Source organism: Pseudomonas sp. LFS074, from assembly GCF_047978165.1.
Taxonomy (GTDB): Bacteria; Pseudomonadota; Gammaproteobacteria; order Pseudomonadales; family Pseudomonadaceae; genus Aquipseudomonas; species Aquipseudomonas putida_P.
On the sequence record NZ_JBFPFV010000003.1, the window covers coordinates 952,532 to 976,991 of the forward strand.

The 24,460-nt window shown below is 63.6% G+C and carries 20 protein-coding genes; 9 read left to right on the plus strand and 11 right to left on the minus strand.

Annotation, left to right across the window (positions count from 1 at the left end):
- Positions 1-13 precede the first annotated feature (13 nt).
- Positions 14-1,504 (minus strand): aldehyde dehydrogenase family protein, encoded by a 1,491-nt coding sequence (locus ACNQP3_RS28375; protein ID WP_012274799.1) that lies wholly within the window; start codon positions 1,502-1,504, stop codon positions 14-16.
- A 136-nt stretch (positions 1,505-1,640) separates the two neighbouring features.
- Here ACNQP3_RS28375 and ACNQP3_RS28380 point away from each other — a divergent pair, with 136 nt between their 5' ends.
- Together ACNQP3_RS28380 and ACNQP3_RS28385 are read left to right on the plus strand one after the other, a co-directional pair.
- Entirely contained in the window at positions 1,641-2,531 is an 891-nt protein-coding gene (locus tag ACNQP3_RS28380; RefSeq protein ID WP_060515119.1) for a LysR family transcriptional regulator, read from the plus strand.
- A 140-nt stretch (positions 2,532-2,671) separates the two neighbouring features.
- Positions 2,672-4,066, plus strand: coding sequence for a VOC family protein (locus ACNQP3_RS28385; RefSeq protein ID WP_060515120.1), 1,395 nt, complete (start codon positions 2,672-2,674; stop codon positions 4,064-4,066).
- Positions 4,067-4,117: 51 nt separating this feature from the next.
- Here ACNQP3_RS28385 and ACNQP3_RS28390 read toward each other — a convergent pair whose 3' ends face one another.
- Entirely contained in the window at positions 4,118-5,044 is a 927-nt protein-coding gene (locus ACNQP3_RS28390; protein WP_012274802.1) for a LysR substrate-binding domain-containing protein, read from the minus strand.
- 157 nt (positions 5,045-5,201) lie between these two features.
- On the opposite strand from ACNQP3_RS28390, the gene ACNQP3_RS28395 reads away from it, so the two are divergent.
- The gene (locus tag ACNQP3_RS28395; RefSeq protein ID WP_012274803.1) at positions 5,202-6,590 is read left to right on the plus strand and encodes a NorM family multidrug efflux MATE transporter; all 1,389 of its coding nucleotides are present in this window, start codon (positions 5,202-5,204) and stop codon (positions 6,588-6,590) included.
- A 71-nt stretch (positions 6,591-6,661) separates the two neighbouring features.
- On the opposite strand, the gene ACNQP3_RS28400 is transcribed toward ACNQP3_RS28395, so the two are convergent.
- Positions 6,662-8,326 (minus strand): putative bifunctional diguanylate cyclase/phosphodiesterase, encoded by a 1,665-nt coding sequence (locus ACNQP3_RS28400; protein WP_012274804.1) that lies wholly within the window; start codon positions 8,324-8,326, stop codon positions 6,662-6,664.
- A 293-nt stretch (positions 8,327-8,619) separates the two neighbouring features.
- On the opposite strand from ACNQP3_RS28400, the gene rep reads away from it, so the two are divergent.
- Positions 8,620-10,629, plus strand: a complete 2,010-nt coding sequence (gene rep, locus ACNQP3_RS28405) for a DNA helicase Rep (RefSeq protein ID WP_012274805.1) — start codon at positions 8,620-8,622, stop codon at positions 10,627-10,629.
- 64 nt (positions 10,630-10,693) lie between these two features.
- Complete coding sequence (locus ACNQP3_RS28410) at positions 10,694-11,266, plus strand: xanthine phosphoribosyltransferase (protein ID WP_003253535.1); 573 nt, start codon at positions 10,694-10,696, stop codon at positions 11,264-11,266.
- 122 nt (positions 11,267-11,388) lie between these two features.
- Here the strand turns inward: ACNQP3_RS28410 and ACNQP3_RS28415 are convergent, their stop codons facing one another.
- The 5 genes from ACNQP3_RS28415 to dadA form a co-directional block, all read right to left on the minus strand.
- Positions 11,389-13,245 carry an acetyl-CoA hydrolase/transferase C-terminal domain-containing protein gene (locus tag ACNQP3_RS28415; protein ID WP_264316665.1) on the minus strand — a complete coding sequence of 619 codons (1,857 nt, stop codon included), beginning with the start codon at positions 13,243-13,245 and terminating at the stop codon, positions 11,389-11,391.
- A 165-nt stretch (positions 13,246-13,410) separates the two neighbouring features.
- On the minus strand, positions 13,411-13,815 hold the full coding sequence (locus ACNQP3_RS28420; RefSeq protein ID WP_033693936.1) for a c-type cytochrome: 405 nt from the start codon (positions 13,813-13,815) through the stop codon (positions 13,411-13,413).
- A gap of 154 nt (positions 13,816-13,969) precedes the next feature.
- Positions 13,970-14,518, minus strand: a complete 549-nt coding sequence (locus ACNQP3_RS28425) for a cupin domain-containing protein (protein WP_012274808.1) — start codon at positions 14,516-14,518, stop codon at positions 13,970-13,972.
- A 109-nt stretch (positions 14,519-14,627) separates the two neighbouring features.
- A complete protein-coding gene (alr, locus tag ACNQP3_RS28430) occupies positions 14,628-15,701 on the minus strand; it encodes an alanine racemase (RefSeq protein WP_060515121.1) in 1,074 nt (357 codons plus the stop codon).
- Between the two features lie 146 nt (positions 15,702-15,847).
- Positions 15,848-17,152: a D-amino acid dehydrogenase gene (dadA, locus tag ACNQP3_RS28435; protein ID WP_012274810.1), complete on the minus strand. Its 1,305-nt coding sequence runs from the start codon at positions 17,150-17,152 to the stop codon at positions 15,848-15,850.
- A gap of 156 nt (positions 17,153-17,308) precedes the next feature.
- Between dadA and dadR the strand changes: the two genes are divergently transcribed.
- Positions 17,309-17,797 (plus strand): transcriptional regulator DadR, encoded by a 489-nt coding sequence (gene dadR, locus ACNQP3_RS28440; protein WP_003258963.1) that lies wholly within the window; start codon positions 17,309-17,311, stop codon positions 17,795-17,797.
- A 2-nt stretch (positions 17,798-17,799) separates the two neighbouring features.
- Here dadR and ACNQP3_RS28445 read toward each other — a convergent pair whose 3' ends face one another.
- Positions 17,800-18,153 carry a YkgJ family cysteine cluster protein gene (locus tag ACNQP3_RS28445; protein WP_060494042.1) on the minus strand — a complete coding sequence of 118 codons (354 nt, stop codon included), beginning with the start codon at positions 18,151-18,153 and terminating at the stop codon, positions 17,800-17,802.
- Between the two features lie 129 nt (positions 18,154-18,282).
- On the opposite strand from ACNQP3_RS28445, the gene ACNQP3_RS28450 reads away from it, so the two are divergent.
- A complete protein-coding gene (locus ACNQP3_RS28450) occupies positions 18,283-19,575 on the plus strand; it encodes an NAD(P)/FAD-dependent oxidoreductase (RefSeq protein WP_264316666.1) in 1,293 nt (430 codons plus the stop codon).
- Positions 19,576-19,731: 156 nt separating this feature from the next.
- Here the strand turns inward: ACNQP3_RS28450 and ACNQP3_RS28455 are convergent, their stop codons facing one another.
- Entirely contained in the window at positions 19,732-19,962 is a 231-nt protein-coding gene (locus ACNQP3_RS28455) for a DUF1127 domain-containing protein (RefSeq protein ID WP_012274813.1), read from the minus strand.
- 178 nt (positions 19,963-20,140) lie between these two features.
- Here ACNQP3_RS28455 and ACNQP3_RS28460 point away from each other — a divergent pair, with 178 nt between their 5' ends.
- Together ACNQP3_RS28460 and ACNQP3_RS28465 are read left to right on the plus strand one after the other, a co-directional pair.
- Positions 20,141-21,571, plus strand: a complete 1,431-nt coding sequence (locus ACNQP3_RS28460; RefSeq protein ID WP_171577243.1) for a PLP-dependent aminotransferase family protein — start codon at positions 20,141-20,143, stop codon at positions 21,569-21,571.
- 60 nt (positions 21,572-21,631) lie between these two features.
- Positions 21,632-23,185, plus strand: coding sequence for a phospholipase D family protein (locus ACNQP3_RS28465; RefSeq protein WP_264316667.1), 1,554 nt, complete (start codon positions 21,632-21,634; stop codon positions 23,183-23,185).
- 39 nt (positions 23,186-23,224) lie between these two features.
- Here ACNQP3_RS28465 and ACNQP3_RS28470 read toward each other — a convergent pair whose 3' ends face one another.
- Positions 23,225-24,364, minus strand: coding sequence for an MFS transporter (locus tag ACNQP3_RS28470; protein WP_012274816.1), 1,140 nt, complete (start codon positions 24,362-24,364; stop codon positions 23,225-23,227).
- Positions 24,365-24,460: the final 96 nt, after the last annotated feature.

A 24,460-nucleotide genomic window follows, 5' to 3' on the forward strand; every position in this document is an offset into this window, starting at 1 on the left:
CAGCATCAAACCATCAGTCGAACACGATACCCTGTGCCAGCGGCAGCTCACGCGAATAGTTCACGGTGTTGGTCTGACGACGCATGTAGCCCTTCCAGGCATCCGAACCCGACTCACGGCCACCACCGGTTTCCTTCTCGCCACCGAACGCACCGCCGATCTCGGCGCCGCTGGTGCCGATGTTGACGTTGGCGATGCCGCAGTCGCTGCCCGAAGCACTCTGGAAGCGCTCGGCTTCGCGAATGTCGGTGGTGAAGATGCACGACGACAGGCCTTGTGGCACTTCGTTGTTCAGGCGCAGGGCCTCTTCGAAGTCGTCATAAGCCAGCACGTACAGGATCGGGGCGAAGGTTTCGTGGCGCACCACATCGCTTTGCGCCGGCATTTCGGCAATGGCAGGCGACACGTAGTAGGCGTTCGGGTACTGGTCGGCCAGCTGACGCTCGCCACCAAATACCTGGCCACCCTCGTCGCGGGCCTTGGCCAGCGCACCTTGCATGGCGTCGAACGACAGCTTGTCGATCAGCGGGCCCACCAGGTTGTCCTTGCGCGGGTCGCCAATGCGCACTTTGCCGTAGGCGGCTTTGACGCGGGCAACCACTTCGTCCTTGATCGAGCGGTGCACGATCAGGCGGCGCAGCGTGGTGCAACGCTGGCCGGCGGTGCCGACAGCGGAGAACAGGATGCCGCGCACGGCCAGGTCCAGGTCCGCGCTCGGGGCCAGAATCATGGCGTTGTTGCCGCCCAGTTCCAGGATGCTGCGGCCAAAGCGGGCGGCCACACGTGGGCCGACTTCGCGCCCCATGCGGGTGCTGCCGGTGGCGCTGACCAGCGGGACACGCGGGTCATCGACCATGGCTTCGCCGGCTTCACGGCCGCCGATCACCAGTTGCGCCAGGCCAGCCGGGGCGTCGCCAAAGGCTTTCAGGGCTTTTTCGAACAGCGCCTGGCAGGCCAGGGCGGTCAGCGGGGTCTTCTCGGACGGCTTCCACACTACCGAGTTACCGGCCACCAGGGCCAGCGCGGTGTTCCAGGCCCACACCGCAACCGGGAAGTTGAAGGCGCTGATTACACCGACCACGCCCAGCGGGTGCCAGGTTTCGCGCATGTGGTGGCCTGGGCGCTCGGAGGCGATGGTCAGGCCGTACAGCTGGCGCGACAGGCCCACGGCGAAGTCGCAGATGTCGATCATTTCCTGCACTTCACCCAGGCCTTCCTGAGTGATCTTGCCGGCTTCGATCGAAACCAGCTCGCCCAGGTCGGCCTTGTGCTCGCGCAGCACTTCGCCGAACAGGCGTACCAATTCGCCACGGCGCGGGGCCGGCACAGTGCGCCAGGCGTCGAAGGCGCTTTGGGCCTGATCGATGCGGGCGATGGTCTCGGCCTTGCCGAGCAGTTTCACCGAGGCGATCTGGCTGCCGTCGATCGGCGTGTGAACAGGGTAGTCGCCCTGGGTGTAAGCCTCGGCGGCAACGCCAAGGCGCTCGAGCAATCCAGCAACCATTAGTGCTTCTCCTACATCGGGTGATGGGGTGGAAAATTGATGGGGATCAGTATTAATCCGATCACATAGGTACAACAAACGACCTTTATTCCGCATATCATTCCACCAGGTAATGATTCGAGCCGCAGAGACCGCTATGTCCAAACGCCTGGTGCCTTCCATGACCGCCCTGCAGTGCTTTGAAGCTGCAGCCCGCCACTTGAGCTTTACCCGTGCCGCCGAAGAGCTGCACCTGACCCAGAGCGCGGTCAGCAAGCAGGTGGCGCAGCTTGAAGACATGCTGCGCCACCACCTGTTCCTGCGCATCCGCCGGCGCCTGCAGCTGACCCCGGCCGGAAGCCTGTACCTGGCCGAGGTCAACAAGATCCTCACCCAGGTGGATATGTCCAGCCGCTACGTGCTCACTTATGGCGAGCAGACCGAGATATTGAAGGTAGCCACGCAACCGAGTTTTGGCGTGCGCTGGTTGATCCCGCACCTGAAGGGCTTTGGCAAACGGCACAGCAATATCCACCTGGACATCCGCAACGAGATGGAGCCGTTCGCCTTGCTACAGGGTTCGGCTGACGTGGTGTTCTTCTATGGCCAGGGCACTTGGCCGGGGGCTACCTGCGTGGAGCTGTTCCGCGAAGAGGTGGTACCGGTGTGCGCGCCGGAGCTGCTGGCCGGGCGCACGCTGGGCGATGCCGCAGAGCTGGCCGACCTGGTGCTGTTGCAGAGCACGTCGCGACCGGAGGCCTGGCATGAGTGGTTCCTGGAGCAAGACCTGCAGAGCGTCAACGCCTATCACGGGCCACGCTTCGATACGTTCTATATGGCGTTGAGCGCGGCGCAGGCCGGGTGCGGCGTGGCGCTGGTACCGCGCTACCTGGCGGCAAAGGAGTTGGCCGAGGGTAGCCTGATGGTGCCGTGGAACCATGCGATGCGCAGTGCCGGGGCACATTACCTGGCGTATGCCGAGCATGCGGCGGAGGTGCCCAAGGTAAGGGCATTGGTGGAATGGATTCGTGAGCAACTTCAGGCTTGAGGGCTTCTTCGCGGAGTTACCTGCGAAAGCGCCCTGAAGGTCGATCAAAAAAGGAATGACACACTCACTTTTTTTCGCTTGTGAGCCAAGTGCATTCCCAGCTTTCATGTAAGCGTCCGAACCCAACCAGGAAGCTAGCGATGCCCGCCCACGATTTCGTCAGCCCAGACAGCATTCGCGCGCAGTTCTCTGCCGCCATGTCGCTCATGTACAAACAGGAAGTGCCGCTGTACGGCACGCTGCTGGAGCTGGTGAGCGAAATCAACCAGCAGGTCATGGCCCAGCAACCCGAAGTGGCCGAGGCCCTGCGCTGGACCGGCGAAATCGAACGCCTGGACCAGGAGCGCCACGGCGCCATCCGTGTGGGCACCGCTGAAGAACTGGCCACCATCGCGCGCCTGTTTGCGGTCATGGGCATGCAGCCGGTCGGCTACTACGACCTCAGCTCTGCCGGCGTGCCGGTGCACTCCACTGCCTTCCGTGCGGTGCACGAGCAGGCGCTGCACGTCAGCCCGTTCCGTGTATTCACCTCGCTGCTGCGCCTGGAGCTGATCGACAACCCGCAGCTGCGCGAGTTGGCCCAGAGCATTCTGGCCAAACGCCAGATCTTCACCGCCCGCGCCCTCGAGCTGATCGCCCAGTGCGAACGTGATGGCGGCCTTAACGCAGCGGATGCCGAAGCCTTCGTGCAAGAAGCCCTGCACACTTTCCGCTGGCACCATGACGCCACCGTCACAGCCGAGCAATACCAGCAGTTGCACGACCAGCATCGCCTGATCGCCGATGTGGTGGCCTTCAAGGGCCCGCACATCAACCACCTCACGCCGCGTACCCTGGACATCGATGCAATCCAGGTCGGCATGCCGGCCAAGGGCATCCCGCCAAAGGCCGTGGTCGAAGGCCCGCCCACTCGTCGCCACCCGATCCTGCTGCGCCAGACCAGCTTCAAGGCCCTGCAGGAAAGGGTCGCGTTCAGCGACCAGCAAGGTAGCGAAGGCAGCCACACCGCGCGCTTTGGCGAGATTGAGCAACGCGGCGCGGCGCTGACGCCGAAAGGCCGCCAGCTGTACGACAAACTGCTCGACGCTACCCGCGCCGCGTTGGGTGGCGCACCGGCCGAGGCCAATGCCGAGCGCTACATGGCGCTGCTGAAGGCAACCTTTGCCGAATTCCCGGACGACCTGGCGCAGATGCGTGAGCAAGGCCTGGCGTATTTCCGCTATTTCGCGACTGAGAAAGGCCTGGCCGCGCGTGACCAGGAAGGCCGCCCGACTACCCTGCAAGGGCTGATCGACGCTGGCCATGTGCACTTCGAAGCGCTGGTGTACGAGGACTTCCTGCCGGTGAGCGCGGCGGGGATCTTCCAGTCCAACCTGGGCGACGACGCGCAGGCCGAGTACGGCAGCAACGCCAACCGCGATGCCTTCGAAGCGGCGTTGGGGCTGCAGGTGCAGGATGAGCTGGCGTTGTATGCACAAAGCGAACGCCGCTCGCTGCAAGCCTGCGCACAAGCATTGAACCTGGGTTCGATGTAAGGCTTTCCGTCCCTTTCGCGGGCTCGCCCGCGAAAGGGACGGCACAGGCGATCAGAGAGGCGGCAGGATTTCCACATCGGGCAAATCCATCGCCGCCACCTCCTGCTCCAGAAACACACTCAAGCGCCGCAACCGCTCGCCGCCTCGCCGGGTTCGCGGCCACACAAGGTAGTAATCCATCCCGCTGGGCACGGCCGTCGGCCAAGGCAGGCTCAAGCGCTTTTGCGCCACGTCCTCGGCCACCATCAGTAAATCGCCCATTGAAATCCCGTAGCCCCGCGCGGCGGCAATCATGCCCAGCTCCAGTGTGTCGAACACCTGGCCACCCTTGAGCGACACCTTGTCGCCAAGCCCCATGCGCTCCAGCCACTCCCGCCAATCGCGCTTGTCCACCGTGGGGTGCAGCAACTCGATGCTAGCCAGCCGGCACACGTCCCAGGGTTGTTCGTCGAGCAGGTCAGGCGCACCGACCGGGATCAGCAGCTCCGGGAACAGCTTGCGCACCTCCCAGTCTGCGGGGAACACCCCATCACTGAGCAACACCGCGCAATCGAACGGCTCCTGGTTGAAGTCCACATGGTCGACGTCCATCCACGCGCTGGTCAGTTGCACCTCGTTACCCGGTTGCAGGTGGCGAAAACGGCTCAGGCACGCCAGCAGCCAGCGCATGGTCAGGGTCGATGGGGCTTTCATGCGCAGAATATCGTCTTCGCCACACAAGGTTTCGCAAGCCCGCTCAAACGCCGCGAAGCCCTCACGTACACCCGGCAGCAACACCCGCCCCGCTTCGGTCAGTTGCAGGCTGCGGCCACTGCGCACGAACAGGCGGCAGGCAAAATGCTCCTCGAGTGTGCGGATATGCCGGCTGATGGCGCTTTGGGTGATCGAAAGCTCCTCGCCAGCACGGGTGAAGGAGCTTAGCCGCGCGGCAGCTTCGAATGCGCGCAAGGCATACAGCGGTGGTAGCTGGCGTGACATGTGGTACCTGCAATATGGGCGTATGACGTGAATCACCGAGGAGCATATATGCATGAGTTCAACTCATGCCAACTATCGGATTTATCCTTTTGTGCAAAGTTGACCGAAGCCTCAGAATCGCCGTTCGTTGATCACCCCAGAATGAAGGATCGCCCCCATGCACGTCGCGCCCACCACAGAACTCAAGGCTTTGCTGCGCCTGGCCGGGCCGCTGATTGCCTCGCAGTTGGCGCACATGCTGATGGTGCTGACCGACACCCTGATGATGGCCCGCATCAGCCCCCAGGCCTTGGCCGGTGGTGGCCTGGGGGCGGCCAGCTACTCGTTCGTGTCGATTTTCTGCCTGGGCGTGATCGCCGCAGTCGGCACCCTGGTTGCAATTCGCAAGGGCGCCAATGACATCGAGGGTGCCACCCGCCTGGCGCAGAACGGTTTGTGGCTGGCCTGGGGCCTGGCGCTGTTCGCCGCGCTGGTGCTGTGGAACCTTCAGCCGGTTCTGCTGCTGTTCGGGCAACAGCCCGAAAACGTGGCCTCGGCCGCAGAATTCCTCACCCTGCTGCCGCTGGCCCTGCCCGGCTACCTGACCTTCATGGCCTTGCGCGGCTTCACCAGCGCACTGGGCCGCTCGACCCCGGTGATGGTCATCAGCCTGGTCGGCACCGTGCTCAACTACCTGTTCAACGTGGCGTTGATCGAAGGCATGTTCGGCCTGCCCAAGCTGGGCCTGATGGGCATCGGCCTGGTCACCGCCGTGGTGTCGATGGGCATGGCCATTGCCTTGGCATTGTATATCCGCTGGCACTCGGCCTACGCCGCCTACCCACTGCGCAAGGGCCTGTCGCGCCCATCGCTGCCGGCACTGCGCGAGCTGTGGCGGCTGGGCCTGCCGATTGGCGGCACTTATATGGTGGAAGTGGGCCTGTTCGCCTTCGCCGCGCTGTGCATGGGCGTGCTGGGCAGCACCGAACTGGCGGCGCACCAGATCGCCCTGCAGATCGTGTCCACGGCGTTCATGGTACCGACTGGCTTGTCGTATGCGGTCACCATGCGCGTGGGCCTGTACTACGGCGCTGGCAACCTGCTGGCAGCACGCAGCGCCGGGCGTGTGGGCATTGGCTTCGGGGCAATGATCATGTTTGCCTTTGCCGCGTTGTTCCTGCTGCTGCCCGAGGCGCTGGTGGGGCTGTTCATCGACCGCAATGACCCAGCCTTCGCCGCGATTTTCCAAGTGGCCGTGCAGTTGTTGATGGTGGCAGCGTGGTTCGAGCTGTTCGACGGCATGCAGACAATTGCCATGGGCTCGATCCGTGGGCTCAAGGACGCCAAGACCACCTTCTTGATCGGTCTGGTGTGCTACTGGCTGGTGGGGGCGCCGAGCGCCTGGTTGTTCACCTTCACCCTGGGCGGGGGAGCAGTGGGTATCTGGTGGGGGCTGGCGCTGGGGTTGGCGTGTGCGGCGGTGGCGCTGACCTTTGGCTTTGAGTGGCGGATGAAGCGGCTGTTGAGAAAGGCTGATTTGTCTGGTGGGACTGCGGTGTCTGTTTGATTGCAGGGGCTGCCTTGCAGCCCTATCGCGACACAAGGCCGCGATGGAGGGCAAAGCCCTCCCCTACGACCTCACAGGCTAACCAGCTTCGGCCTGCTGCAATCCAGCAAGAACTCGATCAACTCCCCGACCGGCAATGGCTTGCTGACCAAGAAGCCCTGCACCTGGTCACACCCAAACCCGCGCAACAGCGCCAACTGCTCTTCACGCTCCACCCCCTCGGCCACCACCTCGAGGTTGAGGTTGTGCGCCAGGTTGATCATGGCGTGCACCAGCTTGCGGTTCTCTTCACGCATTTCCATTTCCGCAACGAAGCTGCGGTCCACCTTGAGCAAGGTGATCGGCAGGCTGTTGAGGTGCACGAACGAAGAAAACCCGGTGCCGAAATCATCCAGCGAAAAGCGCACACCCAGGCGCCCCAGCGCGTCCATGGTCTGGCGCACCAGCTCGTTACGACGCATCACCGCCGTTTCGGTCAGTTCGAACTCCAGCCAGCGGGCATCCACACCGTGCTCAAGGATCAACCGGCTCAAGGTGGCCAACAACTGGCTGTCCTGGAACTGGCGGAAACTCAGGTTTACCGCCATGTGCAACGGCTCCAGGCCGCGCTCGCACAGGGCCTGCATATCGCGCAGGGCGCGGGAAATCACCCAGTAACCCAAGGGCACGATCAGGCCGCTCTGCTCGGCCAGTGGCACGAACTCGCTGGGTGGCAGCAGCCCGCGCTCGGCATGGCGCCAGCGCACCAGCGCTTCCAGGCCGACGATGCGCCCGTCTGCCAGGTTCATCCGCGGCTGATAGTGCAGCTCCAGCTCGTCGCGGCGCAGGGCACGGCGCAGTTCGCTTTCCAGGTCGGCAAGGCTGCGGGCGTTGCGGTTGATACGTTCGTTGAACACATGGAAGGTGCAGCCCTGGCTGCCCTTGGCCTGACGCATGGCGATATGCGCGTGCCACATCAGCGGATCGGCGCCGCTCTGCGCGCGAGCATGGGCCAGGCCCAGGCTGCAGCCCAGCAGCAGGCTTTCGCCGTCGATCCAGTAGGGTTCGGCCAAGGCCTCGACGATGCGTTCGGCAATCCATTCGGCGCGATTGGCGTCGCGGCGTGTGTCGATCAACAAGGCGAACTCGTCGCTACCCAGACGTGCCAGCTGGTCACCCGCCTCCAGCTGATGTTTCAGCCGTGCCACTACCTGCAGGATCAGGCGGTCACCACTCTGGTGACCAAGGGCGTCATTGACGTGGCGGAAGTTGTCCAGGTCCAGGTGGCCAAGCGCAACGCCACGGCCTTCGTTTTCGGCCAGGCGTGCGTTGAGCAAAGCCTGGAAGCCTTGGCGGTTGGCGATGCCGGTCAGCGGGTCCTGCTCGGCCAGGCGCTGCAAGGTGGCCACCAGCACGCTGCGCTCACGCACATGGCGCAGTGAGCGGCGCAGGCCATCGGCATTGAGCTGGTCGCGCACCAGCCAGTCGCTGACGGCGCTGGGCGGTGCCTCGGGCTCATGGTCGAGCAGCAGGATGGTCGGCAGCTCGCAACGCCCAGGAGCGGGCTGCAAGGCTGGCGTCGCCAACACGACGGCATGGCGATCATGGCTGAACAGGCTGTCGATCGCCTCCCAGTTCGGCGCGGTCAACAGTACGGCGCTGCCGCCCAGTGCAGGCATGCACGCGCGCAACACGGCGGCCCATTCCGGCTCATCGGCCAACAGCAGCAAACGCAAAGGTTCGACAGGCGTGGACAAGCGGGCTCCTTAGGGCTTGACGGTGCAACGAGATCTGGCGGATATGCTACTGTATTTAATGAAAATGATTTTCACTTTTATACATGTTTCTGATGTAGCAGCCCGACGTATTTTGTCGTGCATCCTGCGCGAAACGAAACAAACCGGCAAATATGATTTTTTCAGCTACTAGCATTAGTGGCACTAATAGTTAGGCGGACAAAAGTCTGACTCAGACGTCAGACGGTCGCGCCACAACCGCTCCATGCCTGTTAGAATGCGCGGCTATTTTCTGGCGACCCCCGGTTTCTAGCATGTCCCGACTCAATCCCCGGCAGCAGGAAGCCCGTGACTATGTCGGCGGCCCTCTTTTGGTGCTCGCCGGTGCAGGCTCGGGCAAGACCAGCGTGATCACGCGCAAGATTGCCCACCTCATCCAGAACTGCGGCATCCGTGCCCAGTACATCGTGGCGATGACCTTTACCAACAAGGCCGCGCGCGAGATGAAGGAGCGTGTCGGCACCTTGCTGCGCCCGGGGGAAGGCCGAGGGCTTACGGTGTGCACGTTCCACAACCTGGGCCTGAACATCATTCGCAAGGAGCACGAGCGCCTCGGCTACAAGCCGGGCTTCTCGATCTTCGACGAGTCCGACATCAAGGCGTTGCTGTCGGACATCATGCAGAAGGAATACTCCGGCGACGACGGCATCGACGAGATCAAGAACATGATCGGTGCCTGGAAGAACGACCTTATCCTGCCGCCAGAGGCCCTGGAAAAAGCACGCAACCCGCGCGAGCAGACCGCCGCCATCGTCTACACCCACTACCAGCGCACGCTCAAGGCGTTCAACGCGGTGGACTTCGACGACCTGATCCTGCAACCGGTCAAGTTGTTCCAGGAACACCCCGAAGTGCTGGAGCGCTGGCAGAACCGCGTGCGCTACCTGCTGGTGGACGAATACCAGGACACCAACGCCAGCCAGTACCTGCTGGTGAAGATGCTGATCGGCATGCGCAACCAGTTCACCGTGGTGGGCGACGACGACCAGTCGATCTACGCCTGGCGAGGTGCCCGCCCGGAAAACCTGATGCTGCTCAAGGAGGACTACCCCTCCCTGAAGATCGTCATGCTCGAACAGAACTACCGCTCCACCAGCCGTATCCTGCGCTGCGCCAACGTGCTGATTGCCAACAACCCGCACGCGTTCGAAAAGCAGCTGTGGAGCGAGATGGGCGTAGGCGACGAGATCCGCGTGATCCGCTGCAAAAACGAGGAAGCCGAGGCCGAACGCGTGGCCATGGAAATCCTCACCTTGCACCTGCGCACCAACCGCCCGTACAGCGACTTCGCCATCCTCTACCGGGGCAACTACCAGGCCAAGCTGATCGAACTGAAGCTGCAGCACCACCAGGTGCCGTATCGCCTGTCGGGCGGCAACAGCTTCTTCGGCCGCCAGGAGGTCAAGGACCTGATGGCCTACCTGCGCCTGCTGGTGAACCCGGACGATGACAACGCCTACTTGCGGGTGATCAACGTACCGCGCCGGGAAATCGGCTCCACCACCCTGGAAAAGCTCGGCAACTACTCCACCGAACGCGGCATTTCGATGTACGCCGCCAGCGAGGAGTTGGGCTTGGGCGAGCACCTGGACGCCCGCTACACCGAACGTTTGCAGCGCTTCAAGCACTGGCTGGACGGGGTGCGTCACAAGGTCGCCCTGGAAGACCCGATTGCCGCACTGCACGAGATGATCCGCGACATCGACTACGAGAACTGGATCCGCCAGCAGACCGCCAGCGACAAGGCTGCGGACTTCCGTATCAGCAACGTCTGGTTCCTGGTCGAAGCGCTGAAAAACACCCTCGAGAAAGATGAAGAGGGTGACATGACCATCGAGGACGCCATCGGCAAGCTGGTGCTGCGCGACATGCTCGAGCGCCAGCAGGAAGAGGAAGAAAACGCCGAAGGTGTGCAGATGATGACCCTGCACGCCTCCAAGGGCCTGGAGTTCCCTTACGTGTTCATCATGGGCATGGAAGAGGAAATCCTCCCGCACCGCTCCAGCATCGAGGCCGACACCATCGAAGAGGAACGCCGCCTGGCCTACGTGGGCATTACCCGCGCGCGCCAGACCCTGGCCTTCACCTTCGCGGCCAAGCGCAAGCAGTACGGTGAAATCATCGACTGCACGCCAAGCCGGTTCCTCGACGAACTGCCTCCGGACGACCTGGCCTGGGAGGGCCTGGACGATGCACCGGTCGAGGTGAAGGCCGCACGCGGCAACAACGCCCTGGCCGATATCCGGGCAATGCTCAAACGCTGATCAACCATTACTCTTTAACTTTGCCGCTATTTGCGGCCACCTTTGCTACATCGAGGAAAACAAAGTGGAAGCACTGCATCAGAAGATTCGCGAAGAAGGCATCGTGCTTTCCGATCAGGTTCTCAAAGTCGACGCGTTTCTCAACCACCAGATCGATCCGGCGCTGATGCAGCTGATCGGTGACGAGTTCGCCCGCCTGTTCGCCGACGCCGGCGTGACCAAGATCGTCACCATCGAAGCCTCGGGCATTGCCCCGGCGGTGATGACTGGCCTGAAGCTGGGCGTGCCGGTGATCTTCGCGCGCAAGCATCAGTCGCTGACCCTGACCGAAAACCTGCTGACTGCCTCGGTGTATTCCTTCACCAAGCAGACCGAGAACACCGTGGCCATCTCGCCACGCCACCTCAACAGCAGCGACCGCGTGCTGGTGATCGACGACTTCCTGGCCAACGGCAAAGCTTCGCAGGCGCTGATCTCGATCATCAAGCAAGCCGGCGCCACCGTGGCAGGCCTGGGCATCGTGATCGAGAAGTCGTTCCAGGGCGGCCGTGCCGAGCTGGACAGCCAAGGCTACCGCGTTGAATCGCTGGCCCGGGTGAAGTCGCTGGAAGGCGGTGTGGTCAGCTTCATCGAATAAGCACCATTGGGGGCCGCTTTGCGGCCCTTTCGCGGCACAAGGCCGCTCCTACAGGAATACGCATAACCCTTGTAGGAGCGGCCTTGTGTCGCGATGGGCTGCAAAGCAGCCCCAGCTATTCATCAGGACGCCGCCAACCCCGCCAGTAGCAACCGCTGATAAAGCTCTTCCTTCAGCCCATGCGGCCTATCAAGCTGCATCCGCTTCAGGTGCCCCTCATACCCCTCCGGCCCCGGCGCATCCAACGCTGCCTTGCCCAGCTCCAGCACCTCGCTCAGCTTGAACTTGCTCTTCAACCAGTTCAGCGCCCGCAACAAGTCCCGCTCTTCAGCCGTAAAGTCCGTCCCCATCGGGTACTCCGGGAACAACCGCGCATGCCGCGCCTTGATCGCCTCCAGCCGCTGTGGCGTATTGTCGGTAAACCGCGCATCCAGCTGAAAATCCCTGGGCAGCTTGCCGGCCTCTTTCGCCTGCTCGATCAGCCCCTGCTGGAACCGCGAATCACACACCGCCAACAACCGCGCAATCACCTCGCTGTCGGTCTGCCCGCGTAGGTCGGCAATGCCGTACTCGGTCACAACGATATCGCGCAGGTGCCGAGGGATGGTGCAGTGGCCATAGGTCCAGAACAGGTTCGAGGTCACCTCCCCGCCCGACTCACGCCAGCTGCGCAGCAGCAAAATCGAGCGCCCGCCTTCCAGTGCATGAGCCTGGGCGACGAAGTTGTACTGCCCACCCACGCCGCTGAGCACACGGCCATCTTCCAGTTGATCGGCCACCCCGGCACCGAGCAGCGTCATACCGAACGCCGTGTTGATAAAACGCGCATCGCGTCGCTGACGGCGCTTCAGTTCCTCCTGCCCGTACAGCTCGTTGATGAAGCTGATACGGGTCATGGCAAACCGCGCGCGCTGTTCCAGTGGCATCTCTCTCAACCGTTGGTAGAACGCCTGCGGGCCAAGGAAAAAACCGCCATGCACCACGGGCCCCTGCTCATCCGCCGAGCGCCGCAGCAGGCCTGCTTCGGCCAGCACCAGCAGGCCGTTGACGAACATTTCGCTGCAGCCGTACAGGCCTTGGGCAAACGTATCCAGCCCCCCTTCCCGCTCGATCAGTGACTGCCAAGGGCCAACATCCAATTCTTCCAGCAAGGCACGGTAGCCTGCGTTGTCACCCTGGCGCGCCAGCAGCGCGGCGGCGACTGCATCACCCATGGCACCGATGCCGATTTGCAAAGTGCCGCCGTCACGCACCAGGCTGCTGGCGTGCAAGCCGATGCAGTGGTCCTGGGTGCCGACCGGCATGTTCGGCGTGGAGAACAGCCGGCGCTGCTCGGCTTCGTCGATCAACAGGTCGAAGGCATCGATGGGCAGTTCCGCATCGCCCGGCATGTAAGGCAGCTCGGCGTGCACCTGGCCGAGCATGAGGATGGTTTCGCCGGCCGCACGGCGCTTGGCGATCATCGGCAGCAGGTCGAGGGTGATGTCGGGGTTGCAGGCCAGGCTCAAGTGAACAGGCTTTTCAGGTGTGGCGGCCACCATTTGCGCAATCAGGTTCAAACCTTTGGCGTTGATGTCGCGGGCGGCGTGGCTGTAATTGCTGCTGATGTAGTCCTGCTGGGCCGATTCGCTGTGCAGCAGGCTGCCGGGCTGCATGAAGAACTGCTCTACGCGAATGTTTGGTGGCAGGCTGTCGTTGCGCAAGTCGGCGAGGTAGGTGAGCTCTTCGTAGTCGGCGAAGACGCGCTCGACGAAGGGTTCGAGAAAGCGCCGTTGCAGGCCGTCACCCAATGGCGGGCGGCCGAGGGACAACGCGGTGTAGATGGTCAGCCGTCGCTCGGGCAACTCGCGCACTCGGGCGTAGAGCGCGTTGACGAATGCATTGGGTTTCCCCAAGCCCAACGGCAGGCCCATGTGGATATGAGCAGGCAGGCGCGACAGGACTTGCTCGACAGCCAGGTCGATGGAGCAGAGGTGCATCGGGGCCTCCTGAGACATCCATGGGTTCAGGGGTTGGACACAGTCCGGGCGTGATTGGTTGCCTGTACCGGCCCCTTCACGGGCGAACCCGCGACAGGGAGAGTGCCGGCACCCCAAAAACAAAGCCCGCCATCAATGGCGGGCCTCGTGCGATTCAGCTGTGTCTTACAGGCCGGACATTTTCTTGATCGCCCCTTTCAGGTCGTCATCCGAGCAGTCCGCGCAGGTGCCTTTGGGCGGCATGGCGTTGATACCGGTAATGGCCTTGGCCAGGATGCCGTCGAGGCCGCCCTGGTGATCGGCGCGCTCTTTCCACGCGGCGGTATCGCCAATTTTCGGTGCCCCCAGCAGGCCAGTGCCATGACAGGCATTGCAGTGCTTGGCGATGATGTCATCTGGCGTCTTGGCGCCCCCGCCCCCCGCTGCTGCAGCCACTTCCATGCCCTTGCATTCCTGGCCCTGGACGCACACCTGGCCAACCGGCTCCAGGCGTTTGGCGATGTCGTCATTGGTCGCAGCGGTTGCGCTCATTGCCCAGAGGGCGAATACGGCTGCTGGTACGGCCAGCATCTTCTTGATTTGGTTCACGCGAACACCCTCATGGTGGCTAATCACGCTCGCGGCCACGGATCGGCGAGCGTTGAAAAGTATAGCGGGAACCCAGAGGCCGTGAAACGACCCCACACGGGAAAGGGGTATTGCCGAATCAATGCACTGCGCTGGATCAAAAGTTTGAAGGCGTCGCCGCACTGATCAACCGCGCCGGCTGGTCGAACGGGTTGCGAAAGCGATGCGGGCGAGTGCTTTCAAAGTAGTAGCTATCGCCTTCTTCGAGGATGAAGATCTCGTTGCCGACCACCAGTTCCAGGCGCCCCTCAAGCAGGATGCCGGTTTCCTCGCCGTCGTGGGTGAGCATCTCGGCACCGGTGTCGGCACCTGGCGGGTACACCTCGGTGAGAAAGGCGATGGCACGATTGGGGTGCGACTTGCCGACCAGCTTCATGGTCACCGCACCGTCCGAGATATCGATCAGCTCATGGGCCTTGTAGACGATCTGCGTGGGGCTTTCAGGTTCCAGCTCGACCGAAAAGAACTCGACCATGGACATGGGAATCCCACTCAACACCTTGCGCAGCGAGCTGATGGAGGGGCTTACGCTGTTCTTCTCGATCATCGAGATGGTGCTGTTGGTCACGCCGGCACGCTTGGCGAGTTCGCGCTGGGACAGGCCCTTGAGCTTGCGGATGGCTTGCAGTCGTTCGCCGACGTCCAAAGCTGGAGCCTCCTGAAACGGTGGGAAGGGGGGTGAATGTGAACGATATCATGGCAATGCCGTTCAGTATTTACAACACACCGCCCTTCAACCTGTCCGCTTCAGCGTGTCATTCGCCGATGTAGTCCCGCGGCACCCGCTTCAAGTTGCAGAAGATCTGGTACGGAATGGTGCCCGCCTGCGCGGCCACTTCGCTGGCCAGCACCTGCTTGCCCCACAGTTCGACCGAGCTACCGACGGTGGCTTGAGGCACGTCGGTCAGGTCGATGTTGAGCATGTCCATCGACACCCGGCCAATCACCTGGGTGCGCTGGCCGGCCACCAGCACCGGGGTGCCGTTGGGCGCCTGGCGTGGGTAACCATCGGCATAGCCCATGGCGACCACGCCAACGCGGGTTGGCCGTGGGCTGACGAACTTGGCGCCATAGCCTACCGGCTCGCCGGCAGGCAACTCGCGCACGCTGATCACCCGCGACTGCAGGGTCATCACCGGCTGCAACCGCGTAGCTTCTGCCTGGGGCACTTCGAACGGTGTGGCGCCGTACAGCATCAAACCAGGGCGTACCCAGTCGCTGGGCGCTTGCGGCCAGCCCAGCACACCGGGCGAGTTGCGCAGGCTGCATTCGGCGGCCAGGCCCTGGCGGGCGGCCTCGAACACGGCGATCTGCTGGGCGGTAGCGTCAGCGTCCAACTCGTCGGCACGTGCGAAGTGGCTCATCAGCACGATGCGCGAAACCTTGCCGCAGGCCAACAGGCGCTGATAGGCGTCGTGGTAGTCCTTGGGGTGCAGGCCAACACGGTGCATGCCGCTGTCTAGCTTCAGCCAAACGGTGAGCGGCTTGTGCAGCTGGGTTTTCTCGATGGCTTCGAGCTGCCACAGCGAGTGCACCACGCACCACAGGTCGTGCTCGGCAATCAGCGCCAGCTCGCTGGCTTCGAAAAAGCCTTCCAGCAACAGCACCGGGGCCTTGATACCGGCGGCGCGCAGCTCCAGCGCCTCTTCGATGCAGGCCACGGCGAAGCCGTCGGCTTCGGCCTCCAGGGCCAGGGCGCAGCGCACGGCACCGTGGCCATAGGCATCGGCCTTGATCACGGCGAGGGCTTTGGCACCGGTCAGTTCACGGGCCAGACGGTAGTTGTGGCGCAGGGCCTGGAGGTCGATCAGGGCGCGGGCGGGACGCATGGCGGCTGCCTTATGGTGGTTCACAGGTTGAAAACGGTGTTGGGTTCTTCGCGGCTAAAGCCGCTCCCACAGAGGACCCCTCAATGTCCATGAACATGCGGTCCGTGTGGGAGCGGCTTTAGCCGCGAAGAGGCCGGTGCAGGCTATTACTGCTGGTGAGCCGGCGCGGTCTGCCCGTGCTTGGCCACTTCCCGGCTGTTGCCATAACGGGAAATGTCCAGGCCTTCGGCACTGATCTGCGGCTTCTTGCGCGCGATCAGGTCGGCCAGCAGGCGACCGGAGCCACACGCCATGGTCCAGCCCAAGGTACCGTGACCGGTGTTCAGGAACAGGTTGCGGAACGCTGTGGCGCCAACGATTGGCGTGCCGTCCGGGGTCGCCGGGCGCAGGCCGGTCCAGAAGCTGGCCTGGCTCAGGTCACCGCCGCGAGGATAAAGGTCGTTGACGATCATCTCCAGCGTTTCGCGCCGACGCGGGTTCAGCGACAGGTCAAAACCGGCGATTTCAGCCATGCCGCCGACACGGATGCGGTTGTCGAAACGGGTGATGGCGACTTTGTAGGTTTCGTCGAGGATGGTCGACGTCGGCGCCATGTCGCCGTTGGTGATCGGCACGGTCAGCGAGTAGCCTTTCAGCGGGTACACCGGGGCTTTGATGCCCAGCGGCTTGAGCATCTGCGGCGAGTAGCTGCCCAACGCCAGCACATAGCGGTCGGCAGTTTCCAGCTTGCCGTCGATCCACACACCATTGATGCGGTCGCCTGCGAAGTCCAGGCGCTGGATGTCCTGGCCGAAGCGGAACTCCACGCCCAGTTTCAGCGCCATGTCGGCCAGTTTGGTGGTGAACAGCTGGCAGTCGCCCGTCTGATCATTTGGCAGGCGCAGGGCACCGGCCAGGATGTCTTTGACGCCGGCCAGGGCAGGTTCGACGCGGGCAATGCCGTCGCGGTCGAGCAGCTCGTAAGGCACGCCGGACTGCTCGAGCACGGCAATGTCCTTGGCCGCGGCATCCACCTGGGCCTGGGTGCGGAACAGCTGGGTGGTACCCAGGCTGCGGTTTTCGTAGTTGATGCCGGTTTCGGCGCGCAGTTCATCGAGGCAGTCACGGCTGTACTCGGACAGACGCACCATGCGCTCCTTGTTCACCGCGTAACGGCTGGCGGTGCAGTTGCGCAGCATCTGCGCCATCCACAGGTACTGATCGACGTCGCCGGTGAGCTTGATGGCCAGGGGCGCGTGGCGCTCGAGCAGCCACTTGATGGCTTTCAGTGGCACACCCGGGGCAGCCCAGGGCGAGGCATAGCCGGGCGAGATCTGACCGGCGTTGGCAAAGCTGGTTTCCATGGCCACCGCCGGCTGGCGGTCGACCACCGTCACTTCAAAACCTTGCCGGGCCAGGTAATAGGCACTGGCGGTTCCGATTACACCGCTACCAAGTACCAAAACTCGCATCGTTCTATCCCTCACACGCGGCACGCCGCAGACTTTTATTGAAATGGCATGAATGCGCGCAGTATAGGAATTTGAGACCAGTGCAATTCACTATATAAAAGCCTATTATTGGCGAGAATTCTCGGCAAAATCGCCTTTCACGGAGGGGCATCCCCTATGAGAACCCAGCACCAGAGCAAGCGTGAACTGGACAAGATCGACCGCAACATCCTGCGGATCCTGCAGAATGACGGCCGTATTTCCTTCACCGAACTGGGCGAGAAAGTTGGGCTGTCCACCACCCCTTGCACCGAGCGGGTTCGCCGCCTGGAGCGCGAGGGCATCATCATGGGCTACAACGCCCGCCTGAACCCGCAGCACCTCAAGGGCAGCCTGCTGGTGTTCGTGGAAATCAGCCTGGACTACAAGTCGGGCGACACCTTCGAAGAGTTCCGCCGTGCGGTGCTGAAGCTGCCGCACGTACTGGAGTGCCACCTGGTTTCCGGTGACTTCGACTACCTGGTGAAAGCGCGCATTTCGGAGATGGCCTCGTACCGCAAGCTGCTCGGCGACATCCTGCTGAAGCTGCCGCACGTGCGCGAATCGAAGAGCTACATCGTGATGGAAGAGGTTAAGGAGAGCCTCTGCCTACCGATCCCGGACTGAGGCTAGACCAGCACCTGGCGGGTGGTGGCTATGAACTGGTGGACCAGCTGCTCGGCGGCGGGGTCGATCATCGGCTCAGGGCCACGGCCACGCGGGCAGGCCATGCGCGGCGTGGTGCCGAACAGGCGGCAGATCATCGGCCGCTCTTCATACACCGTGCAGCCATTGGGGCCCAGGTGCACGCAGTCCAGACGCTCCAGCGCGGCGCTCTGCTCTTCCTGGGACTTGCGCGGCAGGCGGGCCATTTCTTCCGCCGACGTAGTGACCGGGCCGCAGCAGTCGTGGCAGCCGGGCTCGCACTCGAATGAGGGGATGAGTTCGCGCAGGAAGTGGATCTTGTGGCGGTTGCAGGACATGGCGGAATACAAAGCAAGGATCTTGACCGGATTATAGGCCCATTCGCGGGCGCAGCCCTCGCCTTGTTGCCCACTACCCTACCCCGGCTTATCCTCCTCCCCTAGCCCACCACCCCCAGGAACGAGCCAATGGTCCACAGCGCGCAGCACGCCGCCTCCTATTACGCCGCCAGCAGCGCGCCACACCCTGACTACTCCTTCCTGCAAGGCGAGCACAGCGCCGATGTATGTATCGTCGGCGGCGGCTACTCGGGCCTCAACACCGCCATCGAGCTGGCCGAACGCGGCTTATCGGTGATCCTGCTGGAGGCACGCAAACTTGGCTGGGGTGCCAGCGGGCGAAATGGCGGGCAACTGATCCGTGGCGTCGGCCACGGCCTGGAGCAGTTCCTCCCGGTGATTGGCGAGGACGGCGTGCGCAGCATGAAGCTGATGGGCCTGGAAGCCGTGCAGATCGTCCGCGAGCGCGTCGAGAAGCATGCCATCGCCTGCGACCTGACGTGGGGCTACTGCGACCTGGCCAACAAACCCGCCGAACTGCTGGGCTTTGCCGAAGACGCCGAGGAGCTGCGCAGCCTGGGCTATGCGCATGAGCTACGGCTGGTCGGCAAGGACGATATCCACAGCGTGGTCGGTGCCGACTGCTATGTGGGCGGGCTGATCGACATGGGTTCCGGCCATCTGCACCCGCTGAACCTGGCCCTGGGCGAAGCGGCCGTGGCCAGCCGCCTGGGCGTGAAGCTGTTCGAGCAGTCCGAGGTCACCCGCATCGACTACGGCCCCGAAGTGCAGGTGCATACCGCCCAGGGCCGGGTACGCGCCAAGACATTGGTACTGTGCTGCAACGCCTACCTCAACGGCCTCAACCGCGAGCTGGGCGGCAAGGTGCTCCCGGCCGGTAGCTACATCATCGCCACCGAGCCACTGGGCGAAGAACGCGCCCGCGCATTGCTGCCGCAGAACATGGCGGTGTGTGACCAGCGCGTGGCGCTGGACTACTACCGCCTGTCCGCCGACCAACGCCTGCTGTTCGGCGGTGCCTGCCACTATTCAGGGCGCGACCCGAAAGACATCGCCGCCTACATGCGGCCGAAGATGCTAAAGGTATTCCCACAGTTGGCCGACGTGCGCATCGACTACCAGTGGGGCGGCATGATCGGCATTGGCGCCAACCGCCTGCCGCAGGTCGGCCGCCTGGCCAGCCAGCCGAACGTGTATTACGCCCAGGCCTACTCGGGCCATGGCCTCAACGCCACCCACCTGGCCGCGCGCCTGTTGGGCGAGGCCATCAGTGGCCAGCAAAGCGGGCGCTTCGACCTGTTCGCCAAGGTGCCACATATCACCTTCCCTGGCGGCAAGCACCTGCGCTCGCCGCTACTGGCGTTGGGGATGCTGTGGCACAGGCTCAAAGAGCTGGCCTGACAGCTGGCGCGGTCAGTGTAGGAGCGGCCTTGCGTCGCGAAAGGGGTGCGAAGCGCCCCCAGGTTTCCAGCTTCGCCACAGATATCGCTGGGGCCGCTTTGCGGCCCTTTCGCGACGCAAGGCCGCTCCTACAGGGACCGCGCAGCGTCACATTGGTCAGTCCTTCCAGAAGGGTTTGCGCCCTTCTGTACGGGCCTGCTCCCAGCTCAGCCCGACATCGCGCAACTCGTCATCGGTCAGTTGCAGCAGCGCCCTGCGGGTATGCCAGCGATGCAGCATCAGCCCCAAACGCCCGAGTCCTTGCGGCGCGTTGAACACCTTGGCCTGCTGCCCGGCTTCCAGCTCCTTGGCCAACAGTTGCAAGCGCACATCGCTCATGCCACCCATCACTGCACCCTCCCGTTCAGTTGATACCGTGGAGAAAGCATGCGCGTCGGCACCATCGACAATACAGATCCAATACAACCTTATTATTCCCATACAGAATTAGCCATTGGCCGACTGAATGCTGTATTTTCACCCCAACTGTACCGGTCGCTATGCCAATGCAGCGCAGGAGTATGCCGTGACCCTTTACCTGAACCTCGCCGAACTACTCGGCGCCCGCATCGAGCAGGGCCTGTACCGCCCCGGCCAACGCCTGCCGTCGGTACGAGCCCTGAGCGTGGAGCATGGGGTCAGCCTAAGCACCGTGCAGCAGGCCTATCGCATGCTCGAAGACAGCGGCATGGTCTCGCCACGGCCCAAGTCCGGCTACTTCGTCAGTGACCACCGCCACCTGCCGGCCCTGCCTGCCGTCAGCCGCCCGGCCCAGCGCCCGGTGGATATTTCACAGTGGGAGCAGGTGCTGGAGCTGATACGCAGCACCCCGCGCAAGGACGTGATCCAGCTTGGTCGTGGCATGCCCGACATCGACAGCCCCACCCTGAAGCCGCTGCTGCGCAGCCTCGCCCAGCTGAGCCGGCGCCAGGACATGCCTGGCCTGTACTACGACAACATCCATGGCAACCTGGCCCTGCGCGAACAGGTGGCCCGGCTGGTGCTCGACTCCGGCTGCCGCCTGGGTGCTGCCGACCTGGTGATCACCACCGGCTGCCATGAGGCGTTGTCCTGCAGCATCCGAGCGGTTTGCGAGCCTGGCGACATCGTTGCGGTCGACTCGCCGAGCTTCCACGGCGCCATGCAAACCCTCAAGGGCCTGGGCATGAAAGCGCTGGAAATCCCCACTGACCCGGTCACCGGCATCAGCCTGGAAGCGCTGGAGCTGGCTCTGGAGCAGTGGCCGATCAAACTCATCCAGATCACCCCCAGCTGCAACAACCCGCTGGGTTACATCATGCCCGAGGCGCGCAAGAAGGCCCTGCTGAGCCTGGCTCAACGCTATGACGTGGCGATTCTGGAAGACGATGTGTACGGCGACCTGGCCTACACCTACCCGCGCCCGCGCACCCTCAAGTCGTTCGACGACGATGGCCGCGTGCTGCTCTGCAGCTCGTTCTCCAAGACCCTCGCCCCCGGCCTGCGGGTCGGCTGGGTGGCGCCCGGGCGCTACCTGGAGCGCGTGCTGCACATGAAGTACATCAGCACTGGCAGCAGCGCCAGCCAGCCGCAACTGGCCATCGCCGACTTCATCGCCGGCGGGCACTACCAGCCCCACGTGCGGCGCATGCGTAGCCAGTACCAGCGTGGCCGCGACCTGATGAGCGACTGGGTAACCCGTTACTTCCCGCCAGGCACCCGGGTCAGCCGGCCCCAGGGCGGCTTCATGCTGTGGGTGGAATTACCCGAACATTTCGATACGCTGCGGCTAAACCGCGCTTTACTGGAGCAAGGCGTGCAGGTTGCCGTAGGCAGCATCTTCTCGGCCTCGGGCAAGTTCCGCCACTGCCTGCGCATGAACTTCGCCGCGCGGCCGACGCCGCAGATCGAAGCCGCCGTGCGCAAGGTAGGTGAAACCGCCCTTCGTCTACTGGATGAAGAAAGCGCCGACGCGTAACTTTGCGCCGCCCGCCACGGTCCAACCCCTAAAGCCCTTGCTGCACAGGACGATCCACCCTTGACACTCCAGCGAGCCTTGCCTCTGCTGCTGGTGCTGTCGCTCGGCCTTGCCGGCTGCGCCAGCGTCAGTGCGCCCCGCGAAACCAGCCAGGCGCTGCCCGCCAACGACTCGGCATTCGGCCGTTCGGTGCTGCGCCAGGCCGCGCCATACGGCGGCCGCTCGGGCTTTCGCCTGCTGCCCAACAGCAACGAGGCATTTCGCGCCCGTGCCGAGCTGATCCGCAACGCCCAGGCGAGCATCGACCTGCAGTACTACATTGTCCACGACGGCCTCAGCACCCGCGCCCTGGTGCATGAGCTGCTGCGCGCCGCCGACCGTGGCGTGCGCGTGCGCATCCTGCTGGACGACACCACCAGCGATGGCCTGGACACCATCATGGGCACCCTCGATGCCCACCCGAACATCCAGATTCGCGTGTTCAACCCGCTGCACCTGGGCCGCAGCACCGGTTTTACGCGCGCTGCCGGCCGGCTGTTCAACCTGTCCCGCCAGCACCGGCGCATGCACAACAAGCTGTTCCTGGTGGACAACAGCATGGCCATCGTCGGCGGGCGCAACCTGGGCGACGAGTATTTCGATGCCGAGCCCAACCTCAATTTCACCGACATCGACTTGCTGGGTGTGGGCCCGGTGGCCGAGCAATTGGGGCACAGCTTCGACCAGTACTGGAACAGCGCCCTCAGCCGGCCGATCACCGACTTCCTCTGGTATGACCCGGATGCCAACGACCTGCGTGCCAGCCGCCACCGCCTGGAAGTGTCGCTGGCCGAAGCCAGAACCCGGCGCAAGGCCCTGTACGATCGCTTGATGGCCTACCAGTCGCAGCCGCGCCTGGACGTCTGGCGCAATGAGCTCATCTGGGCCCACGCCCAGGCGCTATGGGATGCGCCAAGCAAGGTGCTAGCCGACGACGAACCTGACCCGCAACTGCTGCTGAGCCAGCAGCTGGCGCCGGACCTGGCCAGCGTGCAGCGCGAGCTGATCCTGATGTCGGCCTATTTCGTACCGGGCGAACCGGGCCTGCTGTACCTGACCGGCCGCGCCGACGCCGGCGCCTCGGTGAAGCTGCTGACCAATTCGCTGGAGGCAACCGATGTGCCGGCGGTGCATGGTGGATATGCGCCCTATCGCCGTGCCTTGCTTGAGCATGGCGTACAGCTGTTCGAACTGCGGCGCCAGCCGGGCGACCCCAGCGCGAGGCGACTGAGCTTCCGTGGCAGTTCGGATTCAAGCTTGCACACCAAGGCAATCGTGTTCGACCGGCGCAAGACGTTCATCGGGTCGTTCAACTTCGACCCACGTTCAGTGCTGTGGAACACTGAAGTCGGGGTGCTGGTGGACAGCCCGGAGCTGGCCGAATACACCCGCGAGCTGGCCCAACAGGGTATGGCGCCTGCGTTGAGCTACCAGGTGAAGCTGGTGGGCGACAAGCTGGTGTGGGCGACCGAGGACCATGGCAAACGGCATATGCTGACCTCTGAGCCAGGGGGGATCTGGCGGCGGTTCAATGCCTGGGTCAGCAAGGCGGTTGGCTTGGAGAAGATGCTGTAGCCGCAAATGCGGGGGGCCGCCTTGCGGCCCCAAAATCCATCAGGCAGACACTGCCTCGAAAGCCCCGCGCCGCTGGGTCAACACCACCAGCCCGGCAGCCCCTGCTGCCATCAGGAACAACAACGCATGCCCGCTGACCCACTGGCTCCCCGCCCCCGCCAGCAAAGGCCCGAGCAAGCAGCCAATACCCCACAACTGCGCAACATGGGCATTCGCCCGCACCAATTCATCATCCCGGTAGCGCTCGCCAATCAGCACCAGCGACAGGGTAAACAGGCCACCAGCACTGGCGCCGAACAACACCCACAATGGCCAGATCACCGGCGTATGCAACAGCAGCGGAATCGCCAGGCTAGAAACCAGCAACGTCACTGCACAGCCTGTAAACAGCGTACGGCGCGACATATGGTCAGCCAGCGCGCCAATAGGCAACTGCAACACTGCATCCCCCACCACCACGGTACTGACCATGAACAGGGCGATTTCGGTGCTGAAGCCCTGCTGCAGGCAATACACCGGCAGCAAGGTGAGGATCATCGCCTCGAACGAAGCGAACAGGGCAATGGCCCAGGCGATTACCGGCAAACGCCGGCAGAAGGCGAACAGGTCGCGGAAGGTGACACTGCAGGCTTCGGTGCTCGGCGCACCGCCACGCCCCAGCAGCACCAGCGGCGCGGCCAGCAACAGGCCGGTCGCGGCCCAGAAACCGAAGTCGTCATCAGAGCCGAGAAAGCCCAGCACCAACGGCCCGGCCAGCTGGCTCAGGGCGTAGCTGCTGCCATACAGCGCCACCAACCGGCCACGCCACTGCTCGACCACCAATTGGTTGATCCAGCTTTCGCCGAGGATGAACACCACGGTCAGGGACATGCCGATCATCAGCCGCAGCAGCAGCCACAGCGGGTAACTGGGCAACAGTGCGAGCAGGCCGATCGACAGCGCCCCACCCCACAGGCACAGGCGCATCGCCGAAGGCACGCCCACCCAGCCTGCCAGGCGGCTGGCCAGGCTGGCACCTGCCAATACCCCCAGCGCCGGCATCGCCGCCATCACGCCGATGGCAAAGCTGCCGTAGCCCCAGGCCTCCAGGCGCAGGGACACCAGCGGCATGCTCACGCCGAGCGCCAGCCCGACGCTGAGCACCGATGCCAGTACGGCGAAATAGGTACCCCAACGCATTGCAGCCTCCCAGCAGAATTCTTGAACAGCAAAAACGACGAAGCCGGGGCAGCGTAAGCCGACCCGGCTATGGCTGGGGCTGCTGTGCAGCCCCCT